The sequence below is a fragment of the Acidibrevibacterium fodinaquatile genome (assembly GCF_003352165.1).
GTDB classification, from domain to species: Bacteria; Pseudomonadota; Alphaproteobacteria; order Acetobacterales; family Acetobacteraceae; genus Acidibrevibacterium; species Acidibrevibacterium fodinaquatile.
This window is the reverse complement of the sequence record NZ_CP029176.1, coordinates 2,780,901-2,795,000: the sequence shown is the minus strand read 5'-3', so window position 1 is coordinate 2,795,000 and position 14,100 is coordinate 2,780,901. Positions and strand designations below refer to the sequence as shown.

9 protein-coding genes, 1 tRNA gene and 2 rRNA genes are annotated in these 14,100 nt (G+C 61.0%); 8 read left to right on the top strand and 4 right to left on the bottom strand.

Annotated elements, in window-relative coordinates; translation table 11 throughout:
* Window positions 1-309 precede the first annotated feature (309 nt).
* The 3 genes from DEF76_RS13275 to DEF76_RS13265 all read left to right on the top strand — a co-directional run bounded on the left by DEF76_RS13275 (window position 310) and on the right by DEF76_RS13265 (window position 3,401).
* A 23S ribosomal RNA gene (locus DEF76_RS13275) occupies window positions 310-3,064 on the top strand.
* Window positions 3,065-3,179: 115 nt separating this feature from the next.
* Window positions 3,180-3,294, top strand: a 5S ribosomal RNA gene (gene rrf / locus DEF76_RS13270).
* A 30-nt stretch (window positions 3,295-3,324) separates the two neighbouring features.
* Window positions 3,325-3,401 (top strand) — tRNA-Met (locus tag DEF76_RS13265).
* Here DEF76_RS13265 and DEF76_RS13260 read toward each other — a convergent pair.
* Complete coding sequence (locus tag DEF76_RS13260) at window positions 3,358-5,052, bottom strand: recombinase family protein (protein ID WP_114913879.1); 1,695 nt, start codon at window positions 5,050-5,052, stop codon at window positions 3,358-3,360. The two genes, DEF76_RS13265 and DEF76_RS13260, sit on opposite strands and share 44 nt — an antisense overlap.
* Window positions 5,053-5,561: 509 nt before the next feature.
* Here DEF76_RS13260 and DEF76_RS13255 point away from each other — a divergent pair.
* Window positions 5,562-6,422, top strand: a complete 861-nt coding sequence (locus DEF76_RS13255) for a hypothetical protein (RefSeq protein ID WP_114912745.1) — start codon at window positions 5,562-5,564, stop codon at window positions 6,420-6,422.
* Window positions 6,423-6,459: 37 nt separating this feature from the next.
* Here the strand turns inward: DEF76_RS13255 and DEF76_RS13250 are convergent, their stop codons facing one another.
* The 3 genes from DEF76_RS13250 to DEF76_RS19450 all read right to left on the bottom strand — a co-directional run bounded on the left by DEF76_RS13250 (window position 6,460) and on the right by DEF76_RS19450 (window position 8,296).
* A complete protein-coding gene (locus DEF76_RS13250; protein WP_114912744.1) occupies window positions 6,460-6,804 on the bottom strand; it encodes a DUF6634 family protein in 345 nt (114 codons plus the stop codon).
* A gap of 113 nt (window positions 6,805-6,917) precedes the next feature.
* Window positions 6,918-7,574 (bottom strand): hypothetical protein, encoded by a 657-nt coding sequence (locus DEF76_RS19455; RefSeq protein WP_162800656.1) that lies wholly within the window; start codon window positions 7,572-7,574, stop codon window positions 6,918-6,920.
* A gap of 209 nt (window positions 7,575-7,783) precedes the next feature.
* Complete coding sequence (locus tag DEF76_RS19450; protein WP_162800655.1) at window positions 7,784-8,296, bottom strand: hypothetical protein; 513 nt, start codon at window positions 8,294-8,296, stop codon at window positions 7,784-7,786.
* A 69-nt stretch (window positions 8,297-8,365) separates the two neighbouring features.
* Between DEF76_RS19450 and traA the strand changes: the two genes are divergently transcribed.
* The 4 genes from traA to DEF76_RS13235 all read left to right on the top strand — a co-directional run bounded on the left by traA (window position 8,366) and on the right by DEF76_RS13235 (window position 14,094).
* Window positions 8,366-11,464 carry a Ti-type conjugative transfer relaxase TraA gene (gene traA, locus DEF76_RS13240; protein ID WP_114912742.1) on the top strand — a complete coding sequence of 1,033 codons (3,099 nt, stop codon included), beginning with the start codon at window positions 8,366-8,368 and terminating at the stop codon, window positions 11,462-11,464.
* A gap of 210 nt (window positions 11,465-11,674) precedes the next feature.
* Window positions 11,675-11,875 carry a hypothetical protein gene (locus DEF76_RS19445; RefSeq protein ID WP_162800654.1) on the top strand — a complete coding sequence of 67 codons (201 nt, stop codon included), beginning with the start codon at window positions 11,675-11,677 and terminating at the stop codon, window positions 11,873-11,875.
* A 141-nt stretch (window positions 11,876-12,016) separates the two neighbouring features.
* Complete coding sequence (locus tag DEF76_RS19440; RefSeq protein WP_162800653.1) at window positions 12,017-12,256, top strand: hypothetical protein; 240 nt, start codon at window positions 12,017-12,019, stop codon at window positions 12,254-12,256.
* 92 nt (window positions 12,257-12,348) lie between these two features.
* On the top strand, window positions 12,349-14,094 hold the full coding sequence (locus DEF76_RS13235) for a glycosyltransferase (protein ID WP_162800652.1): 1,746 nt from the start codon (window positions 12,349-12,351) through the stop codon (window positions 14,092-14,094).
* The last annotated feature ends 6 nt before the right edge of the window (window positions 14,095-14,100 follow it).

The window sequence follows — 14,100 nt, the reverse complement described above, 5'->3', positions numbered from 1 at the left end:
GCGGCGCGGTGTCGTGTTCCGGGCGTTGCCTTCGGGTGATGTTTGGGTTTGTTCTTTGTCAGTGTTAATCAGGTTTTGGTGTGTCTCTGGACGCGCGGTTCGATCTCTTTGGCGGCCTTCGGGTCGGCTGGGGGAAAGAGCGGTTTCATGGCGCCGGTGTCTGACCGGGTGGAAGGCTTCGGCTGTTCGCCCACGGTGTCGTGAAATGAGTGTTCAGGGGCAAGCGATGTGCTGAGTGGCTCGCTGTAACGAGACGTGTTGTCTCTGCATGGCGGGTCGGACCCATCCCTTGGGATGGGTTTCGAAGATCTCGAGCGCGAGAAGGGCATTCGGTGGATGCCTTGGCACCAGGAGGCGATGAAGGACGTGGCACGCTGCGAAAAGCCACGGGGAGCCGCGAGCAGGCGTTGATCCGTGGATATCCGAATGGGGCAACCCACCCCGCGAGGGGTATCATTCTCTGAATTCATAGGAGGGTGAGGCGAACCCGGGGAACTGAAACATCTCAGTACCCGGAGGAAAAGACATCAACAGAGATTCCGCGAGTAGTGGCGAGCGAAAGCGGAGCAGGCCAGTGGTCGATCGATAAGAAGCAGAACGGTCTGGAAAGGCCGGCCAGAGCGGGTGATAGCCCCGTATGCGTAGAAAATCGGTCGATCCTTGAGTAGGGCGGGACACGTGTAATCCTGTCTGAACATGGGGGGACCACCCTCCAAGCCTAAATACTCCCTGGTGACCGATAGTGAACAAGTACCGTGAGGGAAAGGTGAAAAGCACCCCGACGAGGGGAGTGAAATAGACCTGAAACCGAATGCCTACAAGCAGTCGGAGCGGCCGATATCCGCAAGGATGGGTGCCGTGACGGCGTACCTTTTGTATAATGGGTCAGCGAGTTTCTGTTCGCGGCAAGCTTAAGCCGATAGGTGGAGGCGCAGCGAAAGCGAGTCTGAACAGGGCGTTCAGTCGCGGGCAGAAGACCCGAAACCGAGTGATCTAGCCATGGCCAGGCTGAAGGTGGGGTAACACCCACTGGAGGGCCGAACCCACGCCTGTTGAAAAAGTCGGGGATGAGCTGTGGCTAGGGGTGAAAGGCCAATCAAACTCGGAGATAGCTGGTTCTCCGCGAAATCTATTTAGGTAGATCGTCGTGTGTTTACCCTCGGGGGTAGAGCACTGGATGGGCTAGGGGGCCCCAAAGGCTTACCAAACCTAACCAAACTCCGAATACCGAGGCGTATAGCGCGGCAGACAGTCCATGGGTGCTAAGGTCCGTGGACGAGAGGGAAACAGCCCAGACCGCCAGCTAAGGTCCCCAAATCGTGGCTAAGTGGGAAAGGATGTGGGAATTCCAAAACAACCAGGAGGTTGGCTTAGAAGCAGCCATCCTTTAAAGAAAGCGTAATAGCTCACTGGTCTATTAGAAATCCTGCGCCGAAAATGTAACGGGGCTCAAGCCACGTACCGAAGCTGCGGGTGTATCGCAAGATACGCGGTAGCGGAGCGTTCCGTAAGCCTGCGAAGGGAGTGGGGTGACCCCTCCTGGAGGTATCGGAAGTGCGAATGCTGACATGAGTAGCGACAAACAGAGTGAGAAACTCTGTCGCCGAAAGTCCAAGGGTTCCTGCGCAAGGTTAATCCGCGCAGGGTGAGCCGGCCCCTAAGGCGAGGGCGAAAGCCGTAGTCGATGGGAACGGGGTCAATATTCCCCGGCCTGCTGGAAGTGACGAACGTGAAATCTTGTCCGGGCTTACTGGATTGTCCGGGCTTGTGGATCGTTCCAGGAAACAGCTCCAGCGTATAGACCGTACCCGAAACCGACACAGGTGGACTGGTAGAGTATACCAAGGCGCTTGAGAGAACGATGTCGAAGGAACTAGGCAAATTGCCCGCGTAACTTCGGAATAAGCGGGACCCTTTTCTGGGCAACCAGAAGGGGGTGGCACAGAGCAGGGGGTAGCGACTGTTTATTAAAAACACAGGGCTCTGCGAAGTCGAGAGACGACGTATAGGGTCTGACGCCTGCCCGGTGCCGGAAGGTTAAGGGGAGGAGTGCAAGCTCCGAACCGAAGCCCCGGTAAACGGCGGCCGTAACTATAACGGTCCTAAGGTAGCGAAATTCCTTGTCGGGTAAGTTCCGACCTGCACGAATGGCGTAACGACTTCCCCACTGTCTCCGGCATCGGCTCAGCGAAATTGAATTCCCCGTGAAGATGCGGGGTACCCGCGGTCAGACGGAAAGACCCTATGAACCTTTACTGCAGCTTTGCAGTGGCATCAGGGGAGCACTGTGTAGGATAGGTGGGAGGCGATGAAACCGGGGCGCTAGCTTCGGCGGAGCCATCCTTGAAATACCACCCTGGGCGCTTCTGATGTCTAACCGAGGCCGGTCATCCCGGTCCGGGACCCTGCATGGTGGGCAGTTTGACTGGGGCGGTCGCCTCCCAAAATGTAACGGAGGCGCGCGATGGTGGGCTCAAGCCGGTCGGACATCGGCTGTTGAGTGCAATGGCATAAGCCCGCCTGACTGCGAGAGTGACAGCTCGAGCAGAGACGAAAGTCGGCCATAGTGATCCGGTGGTCCCGCGTGGAAGGGCCATCGCTCAACGGATAAAAGGTACTCTAGGGATAACAGGCTGATCTCCCCCAAGAGTCCACATCGACGGGGAGGTTTGGCACCTCGATGTCGGCTCATCACATCCTGGGGCTGGAGCAGGTCCCAAGGGTTCGGCTGTTCGCCGATTAAAGTGGTACGTGAGCTGGGTTTAGAACGTCGTGAGACAGTTCGGTCCCTATCTGCCGTGGGTGTTGGAGACTTGAGAGGATCTGTCCCTAGTACGAGAGGACCGGGATGGACGCACCTCTGGTGTACCGGTTGTCGCGCCAGCGGCACCGCCGGGTAGCTATGTGCGGACGGGATAACCGCTGAAAGCATCTAAGCGGGAAACCCACCTCAAAACGAGGTCTCCCTGAGGGCCGTGATAGACCATCACGTTGATAGGCCGGGTGTGGACGTACGGTAACGTGCGCAGCTAACCGGTCCTAATCGCCCGATTGAGCTCAAGATCACCCGTCATGCATGGCCAACACATGAACAGGCTGCCATCAAGCACATCGCAAACACCAAAATCTGCCACTTGCGATCTCCTCTCTCGAGGCGAGATCGCGGGTGGGCTGGACAGCCTGGTGGTCATAGCGGGGGGCCCGCACCCGATCCCATCCCGAACTCGGCCGTGAAAATCCCCAGCGCCAATGGTACTGCGTCCTAAGGCGCGGAAGAGTAGGTCGCCGCCAGGCCCTCCAGCCCACCCATACAAAAAACACCCCCGCGGGGTGGAGCAGCCCGGTAGCTCGTCAGGCTCATAACCTGAAGGTCGCACGTTCAAATCGTGCCCCCGCAACCACTTTTACCGAACTCGTAAACAAATCGGAACCAGCGCCGGCAACGGCGCCTGGCGTCGCCCCTGCACCGGGGCGCGTCGGCGCTTGCCCAAGGCCAAGCCCGACCATCGCAGCAATCTCGCCGGTGAGCACAATCTCCGGCGCCTCGCCCGCCGCCGCGGGAGGCAGCACCTCGACCCGCGCCACCAGGCCACGCACCATCTCCAAAGCCTCCTGCCCATCCGGGCCCGTCAAGGCCTCGGCCAGCGCCGCGACCTTGGCGCGATAGATTTCGCCGAGATTGGGATGCAGCCGCGGCATCGCCGGGGTGGCCTGCGCCAGTTGCCGGGCCAGACCCGCCTTGCGCGCTTCCAGGTCATCGAGCTGCTGTTGCAGCCCCGGCGCTCGGAACCCCTCGGCAATCGCGTCAATCAGCCCGGCGAGCTTGCGCTCGACCGCGGCCAGCTCCTTGCGCAGATTGGCCGCCTCGACCCCGGCCTCGGCTTGCAGCCGGTTCCACTCGGCGGCGAATTCGGCAACGAATTCCGCCACCAGTTCTGGCGCCATGAGCTGCTCGCGCAACGCCCCGAGAATCAGGTCTTCCAGTGCATCGCGCCTGACGGTTCCGTGGTTGGCACAGACCCCCTGGCGATGGGCGGCGGTGCAGCCGAGATAATCGCGACCGATGGCGCCGAAAGCGCCGCCGCAGTCGCCGCAGAAGATTTTTCCGGTCAGCACATGCCGCGGCCGGCGGCGCGCCCAGAACCCGGGCGGCAGCGTGTCGGCCCGCGAGGCGGCGCGAATGGCGCCGAGCCGCTCGGCAGCCCGCTCCCAGGTTTCCTGGTCGATGATGCGCAATTCCGGCACGGTCTCGATAACCCACTCGGCACGCGGATTCGGCCGCGACACCCTTTTCCCGGTCGCCGGGTCTTTGAGGAAGCGCATGCGGTTCCACACCAGCCGGCCGATATAGAGTTCATTGCGCAGGATGCCGGTGCCGCGCCCGGCATGGCCGCGGATGGTGGTATCGCGCCAGGCGCGCCCCTCGGGGCCGGGCACGCCTTCGGCGTTCAGCGTCTTGGCGATGGCAATCGGGCTGGCGCCGCCGGCAAAGAGGGTGAAGATGCGGCGCACAACGGAAGCCTCGGCCTCGTTGATACTGCGGGCGCCGCGCACCGGCTCGCCATTGGGGTCGAGCTGGCGGGCGATGTCATAGCCATAGCAGAGCCCGCCGGCCGAGCGCCCGGCGGCGACCCGCCCGCGCAGGCCGCGGCGGGTCTTATCGGCGAGGTCTTTGAGAAAGAGGGCGTTCATCGTGCCCTTGAGGCCGACATGGAGTTCGGAAATCTCGCCCTCGGCGAGGGTGACGAGGCGGATACCGGCGAATTTGAGCCGCTTGAACAGACCGGCGACGTCTTCCTGGTCGCGCGAGAGGCGGTCGAGGGCTTCGGCGACGACGACGTCGAAGGCGGCCTCGCGCGCGCTTTCGAGCAGCGCCTGATAACCCGGGCGCAGCGTCGAGGCGCCGCTGAGCGCGGCATCACGATAGACCTGCACCAGTTCCCAGCCCTCGCGGACGAGGCGTTCCTTGCATAGGCGCAACTGGTCCTCGATGGACGCCTCGCGCTGGTTGTCGGAGGAATAGCGGGCGTAGATGACGGCGCGGAGGGTCATGGGCGTGGTTCCAAGCGGCGGGAATGGGAACGATGGGCGGGGCCGGGCGCGGCGGTCAAGAATTTTTCTCCCGGCTCAGGCGGCATCGCGGAGGGGAGTATCGGCATTGCTCTCCATTTTGGCGCGGCATTCTGCCGCAGCCCGGCGGGCGAGCTGGCGGGCCAGTGCTTGGAGCGTTGTCGACGGCCCCGGCCGGCCGTGAACCGCCGTGCCGCGGGGTGCGGCATCGCCATGGCGGGCGCCCTCGGGGTTGGCAGGCTCGGTACGGGCTGGGCGGGCTGGTGGCATTGGTCTCGGTATAGGGTATGGGTTGCGACCCTCTGAGCATGACCGAAGCCAGCGGGGAATTCATGGACCCAACCCCCCGCGTCAGCAGGGCGGATTGCTTTGGAAACGAAAGTCTCCCGGTAAACCGCCGATTGGACGTGACTTGTCGCCCGCATCCCGGACAATTTTTTACCGGGTGATAATTCGGGGCGGGTACGAAGGCGCAAATATCCGGGGGCGCCATGGCGGAAAAACCTGAAACGGTAAAGGCCAAGGTCGCAGCCTATGCCCAGCTGCTGCGGGCATTGGGCGCTGATGATGCGAGAGCAGGGAATGAGCGCACGCATCTTACCCTTGCCCTGCTCGGCGCCGAATACCGCCAGCGGCTCGCCGCCTGGGAGGCAGGGCCGACGCTGAAGGACGCGGTGGCGGTGTTGCGCCGTATCGAGACGCTGAGCGGGGAACTGGCGCGGTGTCTTGATACCTGTCCATCCGCGGTGATGGACCTGCTGCGGCATCCGTTCCCCCTGTCCGATGTCGACGACAAGATGCCGAGCGACGATTTGCTGGCGATGTTCTGGAATGCCCGCCACGGAGACCTGCCGCAAGGACGGGGCAAAGGTGGTGACTGGGTGACCCGGCTTGCTGCGCTGTCGCGGTTTTGCGGGCGGGCGGTAGCGCGGATACAGGAAGAGGTCGGTGCGTCGAGCGGCGATGCGATTGCGCGTGGCGGCCGGCAGCGGGCGGCGGCGCTGCGCCAGCCGCATCCGGCCTGGGAATTTACGGAAAAGATGCTGTCGGTGGCCGAGCAGGTTCTCGGGAGGCCGCTTGGCGGCGCGCGTGGCGATGGGGCACGGTTCGGGGCATTCCTGGACGCGGTTGCCAGGCTGGCTTTGGACCGTGAGGTCTCGCTGGCGGATGCCTATGGGCACGGGTTTCTGCGCGCGACCGCCCGCATCAGGGCCATCAACCGGCAGCTCGAGGCGCTCGACGCGGCGGCCGTGGCGGAAATAGGGCGCTTGCTCACCGAGCGTGCCCGTCTCAAGCAGCGTCTCCAAGAGGGGCCGCGAAAAGAGCGGCGGCCAGCGGCGCAAGCCGGATGAGGCGCCGTTTTGGCGCCCCTGGCTTCTGGCCTCTGCTTCAGCGCCCGGAGGCGAGGCGGTGCTCGCCGGGATGCGGGGTGCCGAGGCGGTAGAAGCCGGAGAAGGTGCGCGCCCAGGAGAAATCCGGGGCAAAGGCCCAGACCTCCTCGGTAGCGATGGGACCGGCAGGAAGACGCGGATGCCCCGCCCCGGTGCCGACCAGGCAAAGCGCCTCGCGGCCGGCAATGCGGAACTGCTCGAGCAGCGGCGCCGCGCGCAGGATTTTCGCCGAAGGCGGCTTGCCCTCGGCCAGCGCCTGCAGGTCACGGCGCAGGGTCTCGAGGCGAAGAAGGGTGGCGGCGGTGTCATCACCAGGATGAGCCTGGCCAAAAATGAGCGGCATGGGAAAGACTCCAATCACACGCCCGCGCGAGCGGACACGGCCAGCGGCACGGGCAGACACGGGGAAAGGGGAAGGAACGCCGGGCCCGATTATCCGGGCCCGGCCTCCCGGGGTCAGAGGTCCGCCGGCGGCATCACGCCACGCCGCGCCATCAGGCCGGCAAGCGCCCGGCGCAGGCTTAGCTTCTCGGCGTCCGCGGCCAGGAACTCGGCCGGGGTGGCGCTGAAGCTCGGCCGCCCGAATATCCGGAACAGCACCCGGTCGAGACCCAGCACCACAAAAGCGGCGATGTCGAAATCCCCCGCCCGATAGGCGAAGACGCCACGCGGCGAGCGGTGAAAGCCGCGGGTGAGGCGAAAGCGGTAGCATCGCCCGCGCGGCGGCTGTGCCGTGGTCTTGACCTGCAGCCGGATGAGCCCAACCGCCGGGCCGGCCTCGGTGAGGACGTCATAGGGGGTGCCGGGGCCGGCGGCATGGGTGGACAGGCCCCAGCGCATCAGCCGCGACTGCACCAGATGCGCCCCGGCCTCGCCGACCATGATATCGCTCGGCCCCTCGCTGATATCGCATGGCAGGGGCGGCAGCCACTCTTCCTCCGCCGCTGGCGCCGGCAGCGCTATCGCGCGCTGTGGCCGCGGGACGCGGATGGGCTGCCCGCCATCCGAGGGCAGGAGCGCCGGGACGGCATGCGTTCCCGGCCCCTGTGGGCAGGGGCACGCGTCTCCCGACAGGAGAGCAGGTGTGGTAGGAAATCGATTAGCTTGTGACATTGCGGACTCCAATGTTGCAGGTCAGGCCGGGTGTGGTGTGTCAGCACCATGCTCGGCCGCTTGGCTTCCGGGGGGCGCCCGGCGCGCGGGAGAGGGAAGAAAATGTTTTCCCGTCTCCTGATATGAAGATAGTATCTCTATTGAGTAACTTCAAGAGAAAAATCGACAAAGCACCAAAAAATATTGCACCACCTCTTGCGTGACTGTTCTCACACCAGAGGATGCGAGACGAAGGCCAACGGCTTCAATCCCATCGCCTTCAATATTACTATCAAGCGCCGAATAATTCCCGCAGCCGTCATGACAGGCCGAAGCGTTACTGCATAGGCATCGCAGCAGCAATTCCTTAACCGCTCTTTACCATTAGCGATGGCCGATGACTGGCAGAAAGCCCGGTACAATTTTTGTGCCAGCGGTTTAGAAATATTTTTTTCCTTTTTTCTTTTGCCTCCCATCGCCATCACTGCCGGCGCCGCGGAACCGGCGGCGCCGTGCCCGCACAAGGCGGGCACGGCGCCAAGGCTCGGGGCAGAGGGGAAGGCCACGGACCTTGGCAAGCCGGAATTGGATGGCGGGAGCAAGTTCCTGGGATGCCGGAGGGGAATGTTGACAATAAAAATTGAGGGGAGAGAGGCAGAAAGAAAGGCAGAAAAAGAGCGAAATGCGCGCTTATACGTCGCTTCGCGACGTTGCTGGGGGAGGTGGTAGGAATTTTTGCTCAATAAGTATTTGTTCCTTGCATGGCGGCCGGGTAATATTTTGCAGTGGACAATTTTTACCCGGAATAACGCATGGCCATCTACCATTTTAGCGTCAAGATTATCTCCCGAGGCCAGGGCCGCAGCGTCATCGCCGCCGCCGCCTATCGCGCCGGAGAGAGGCTCCGCGACCACCATCTCGGCCAGTGGCAGAATTACACGCGCAAACAGGGCGTCGTGCATCGCGCCATCCTCCTCCCCGTCGGTGCCCCGGAAGCCTGGGCTGACCGCGCTACCCTGTGGAACGCCGTCGAGGCCGCCGAGCGCCGCCGCGATGCCCAGCTCGCCCGCGAGCTGGAAATCGCCCTGCCGCGTGAACTCTCCAAGCGTGCGGCCATCCGGCTCGCGGAGGATTTTGTTCGGCGGGAATGCGTCGCCCGCGGCATGGTCGCCGATATCGCCATCCATTGGGTACAAGGCAGCGACGGCCAGCCGCAGCCGCATGCCCATATCCTGCTGACCCTGCGCGGCGTCGAAGGCGGCGGGTTCGGGCCCAAGCGGCGGGAGTGGAACGCGACCGCGCTCTTGCAGCACTGGCGCGAGGCCTGGGCCGACCTCGCCAATGCCTGCCTCGCCGAGAACGGCCATGATGTCCGCATCGACCATCGCTCTCTGGAGACACTCGGCCTCGACCTGATGCCGCAGGTCAAGCTCGGCGCCGGGGTGCGCCGCCGCGAGGCCGCCGGCAAGGTGACCGAGCGCGGCGCGCGGGCTCGGGACGACCGGGCGTTCAACGGCGATAAACTCCTCGCCGACCCCACGATGGCGCTCGCCGCCATCACCGCGCAGCAAAGCACCTTCACCCGCCGCGACATCGCCCGCTTCATCAACGGGCACACCGTCGATGCCGAGCAGTTCCGGAACGTCCTGGCGAGAGTCATGGCCTTGCCGGCGCTGGTCAGGCTCGGCCGCGATAGCCGGGGCGAAGAGCGCTACACCACAAAAGAGATGCTGGCGTTGGAGAGCGGTCTTGCGGCAACCGCCGAGGCGCTGGCGCAGGAGCGGCATAAGTTTGTCGACCCGACGCTGTGCCGCCGGCACGCCGAGGCTGCCAGGCTGGGGGAGGAGCAGACGCTGGCGCTCGGCCGTATCACCGGCGCCACTCGTCTCGCCGCGGTGGTTGGCCATGCCGGCACCGGGAAGAGCACTCTGCTCGGGGCGGCGCGGGCGGTGTGGGACGCGGCGGGCTATCGCGTGCGCGGTGCCGCGCTTTCGGGGATTGCCGCCGAGGGGCTGCAGCAGGGGGCGGGGATAGAAAGCCGCACCATCGCCTCGCTGCTCCGGCAATGGGGGCAGGGGCGTGAGACGCTTTCGGCGCGTGATGTCCTGGTCGTCGACGAGGCGGGGATGGTCGGCTCGCGCGACCTCGCCGCCGTGCTGGCGGCGGTGCAAGCGGCGGGGGCGAAGCTGGTGCTGGTCGGGGATGCCGAGCAGTTGCAGCCGATTGCCGCCGGCGCCCCGTTCCGCGCCATCGTCGAGCGGGTGGGGGCGGAGGCGCTGACCGTGGTGCGGCGCCAGAAGCAGGACTGGCAGCGCCAGGCGACGGCAGAGTTGGCCACCGGCCAAACCCGCGCGGCGCTGGCGCGTTACCAGGAGAAGGGCATGGTTTTGGCCTCCATCAAAGCGGAGGAGGCCAAAATCCGGCTGATTATCGACTGGCAGGCGGGCCGTCGTCGTGACCCGGCGGCGAGCCGCATCATCCTTGCCCATCGCCGTGCCGATGTCCGCGACCTCAATGACCGGGCGCGGGCGGTGCGGCGGGAGCGCGGCGAGCTGGGCCCTGACGTCATGCTGCCGACCCGGGACGGGAAAAAACCCTTTGCGGCCGGCGAGCGCATTTATTTTCTCCGCAATGAGCGCTCTCTCGGGGTGAAGAACGGCACGCTTGGCACGCTCGTGGCCATCGAGGGAGCGGGGGCGGGCACTCATCTCAAGGTGCGGCTCGATAGCGGGCGCGAGGTGGTGTTCGCGCTCAAGGACTACGACGCCCTCGACCACGGCTATGCCGCGACGATGCACAAAGCCCAGGGCGTCACCGTCGACCATGCCCATGTGCTGCTGAGCGCGAGCATGGACCGCCATCTCACCTATGTCGCCCTCAGCCGCCATCGCGAGAGCGTGCGGCTGCATTGGAGCGAGGAGGAGATGGGCAACAGCGCCCGCATGGCCGAGCGGCTCGCGCGCGCGCGGCGCAAGGAGAGCACGCTCGACTATGAGCCGGCGGCGGTTTCGATAGGCGTCGGCTTCGCCGTCCGCCGCGGCCTCGCCCCCGAAAGCGCTATCCTCGTTCCCGAAGCGCGGCCGGCGCCGCCAAGGGCCATGCCGCAACCGGCGGCGGCGATGGCCAAGGCACCGCCAGTGCCGGAGCCAAAGCCAGCGCCGAAGCCGAAGGCACCAACCAGACTACCTCCGGCAAATTCGGCGCGCCGTCGTCAGCCGAGCTTTTATGATGTCGCGGCCAATGCGGTGGAGTGGGCCGCCGCCGCGGCCTGGGAGGGCGTGCGCACTCAGGCGGCTTTCGTCACCGCGCGCCTCGCCGAGGCCGGCCAGCGTCTCGGTCAAGCGCTCGTCGCCACCGCCAAGGCAGCGATGGCCAAGCCGCCAGCGGCGCCAGAGAAGGCGAAGGTGCCGGCGAAGCCGGTGGCGAAAGCACAATCGGCACAGTCGATGGTGAAGGCAGCTACAACGGCGAAACTGCCGTCAAAAGCGCCGGCGGCGTCATCCGCGACGTCTTCGGCGAAATCATCGCCGGAGGTTTCCGCGCCGTCGCGACAAGCGCCGGGCTCAGCGGCGTCTTCACCACAGTTGCAGAGGCTGCAGCCAGTGGCGGAGCCAGCCCCAAAACCGCCGGCGGCACCACACTTGGCGCCGCGGCCGGAACTAAGGCCAGCCCCGCCGGCAGCGCAACCCGTCAGGCCGCAAGTATCGCAGCGGGTGCCGGAAGCCGAGGCGCCCGCTGCGAGGCGCATGCAGACTCCCGGCGCCGCCCGCGGGGCGGAAATATTCGTGCCGCACAGGGACGATAAAATCATCGCCCAGGCGAGAGGGAAAATACCGCAGCCGCGCCCAGAGCCAGAACCAACGCCCGAGCCAGAGCTGGAGCCGCCCAGCATGGGTATGGGGATGGGGTAATCGTCGGGAACAGCGCTAGGCCGCAGTACGAAGATTGGCAATGGCCGTTTGATCCATACCGACGGGCCTCCGAAAATTCTGGGGCGGTTCAGCCTGGCGTAGGCTGGCTACTGGCTTGGCTCATAATCCGTAGCCATGGCAGGCTTGATCCCGGCAGCCAAACAGTGGAAACATACCCAGGTGTTAAACCTAATATCCGGGTAGCCAACGATGGTTGAGCCGATCGATATCTGGCGCTCCACCCACGTGCTAGTCGAGGAGTGCCGTTTTGCTACCAACGGCCATGCCATGCGGCGAGGCATCGACACGCACGAACTGAACGATGTCGCTGGCCACTCTATCTGGCGTAGAAATTACGGCGTCATCATCATGTGCAGAGAAACCACCTCCCCAAGGGAACAAATCCGCTGAGCGCGCGCGCCCTTACAATTTGTTGCGGGAGGTCGATATTTGATAATTTTTTATCGGACACAAATATTAAGAAGAATATTGTTTTTATATAACACTGTTTACCCTGTGGGTTCCCCAAAAACTTTATAGCAAGAGGGTGAGATGGATATCAAAACTGCGTCTGAGGTGTTTGGCGTCGATCGACTGTTAATGATCGGTCTTATACAATTCTTGGCGACTAAGAAAATAATATCAAATAAAAATGATATTGAAAATTTAGAAAAAATTTGTCAAATTACTGTAAAAAACATGAAAAAAACAAAAGATCCTATTATTATAATTCAGCTAGAAAAGGCTGAAATTGAATTAAAACATATATTCCAATCATTTAGAATTGACTAATTCCATAAACATTCCATACAATGTCATTGCCATATTAAATTATGAATAATTACCAAAAATTTCTGGCTAAAAATCTTAAGAGACCACAATTCATGTCACCGGCGATGTGGTTCGCTTTTCTCCTCAGAGGCGATGTTCGGGGCGAGGGAGCAGTGCATGATGTAGAGTCCCAGAAAGATTTTATAGCGTGGTGGCTTTGTTTTGGCAAAAAAGAATATCCTGAAGTGTGGGGGTATGACGAAAAACATATTTCTATTGTGATGGAGGAGGTTGCTTGTGGAAATAATAATTTATATTTACCTAGGCTTCTAAGATACATACATAATTTTGAAAAAATTAACGAACAATTTTCACTCGATAATGAGGAAGAAATTGGAAAATTTTTATGTTGGTACCGTATTTTTGGCCCAACAATATTAGATTGTGCACCGCCTCTTCCTGATTTATTTTTATTAAAAACGGAAGAAATATGTAATTGTCCTCGCTGGAATCAGATGGGGCTTCAAGTTCCCCGCATTGCAGCGGCGTTAATTGAGTTTGGTGATCAAAAAATTCAGGAATTTTTTGATTTTGGTCATGCCTCGGCTGATATTTTTCTGGATTTCTGTTTATACGGAGGATGGCGTCGGTTTCTCACGCCTTTCTCCCCCTTTCGTATTGACGCGCCCCACCTCGAGCACGCGGGATCTTATAACTTCAATCAACTCCAGCAGGGCGTTTGTGATGTATCGGTTAATCTTGTCGGATATGCGCGCGGGGAATTAGGCGTAGGCGAAGATGTTCGCATGTTGTCCGTGGCGTTGGATTCTGTCGACATAAATTATACTATAGTAGACGTATCAGACTTGCTAACCACAGCTCGCGCTAATGAAAAATTTATTCCACGCGATTGCTGTGATGTTCCAGTTCATCAGATTACTATATATTGTATGCCAATATTTGACTTGGCAAATTTATATTTGAAAATGGGAGTAAGGTTTTTTAATAATACATATAAAATCGGTTATTTCCCATGGGAATTGCCTGAGGCCCCAGAAGGATGGGAAGATATTTATGATATGGTAGATGAAATATGGTCTCCTAGCATATTTACAGAAAATTCATTTAAGAATATAACGAAAAAACCAATTTATGTAATGCCGCCGGCGGTGGCGCTTCCGCCCATCACGCTTCATTCAAAAACAGAATTCGTTGAAAATAGAAAAATATTTGTTTTTATTTATCCCTTTGATCCCAATTCCCATCTAAGCCGCAAAAACCCCATGGCTCTTATTCGCGCTTTCAGAAGGGCGTTTCATAAAAAAGATGATGCCGTTGCCTTACTTCTGAGGGTCAACGGAGACCCGCGAAGACACCCAGCATGGCAAGCGGTGGAAAGCGCTGCGTCAGCCGACAGCCGAATCCATATTTTGTCTGGTACGCTAGATCGGGCCGATGCTCTCGGGATTTTAGCCTCATGCGACTGCCTCGTTTCTCCACATCGGGCGGAAGGATTTGGGCGGAATATTGCGGAAGCAATTTTATTGGGGCTTCCGGTGCTGGCGACGGGGTTTTCCGGGAATGTTGATTTTATGGAGGCTGACGAGTTGATTGCATGGACGCCACGCAAATTGGCACCCGGGGATTACCCTTTTGCCGATGGGTTATGGTGGGCGGAGCCAAGCGTTGACGACATGGCGAGAAAAATGAAAAATGTTTATCGGCAAAAAGTGGAGGCGCGTGATTGCTTACTCGCTCCGAACGCGCGAAAACAGCGCTTCGAACTTCGGCATGCCCCTCTCAGCGTCGGTCGCCGTTACGCTATGCGACTTCGAGCAATTATGTCCTATTCCCGCTAAGCACCG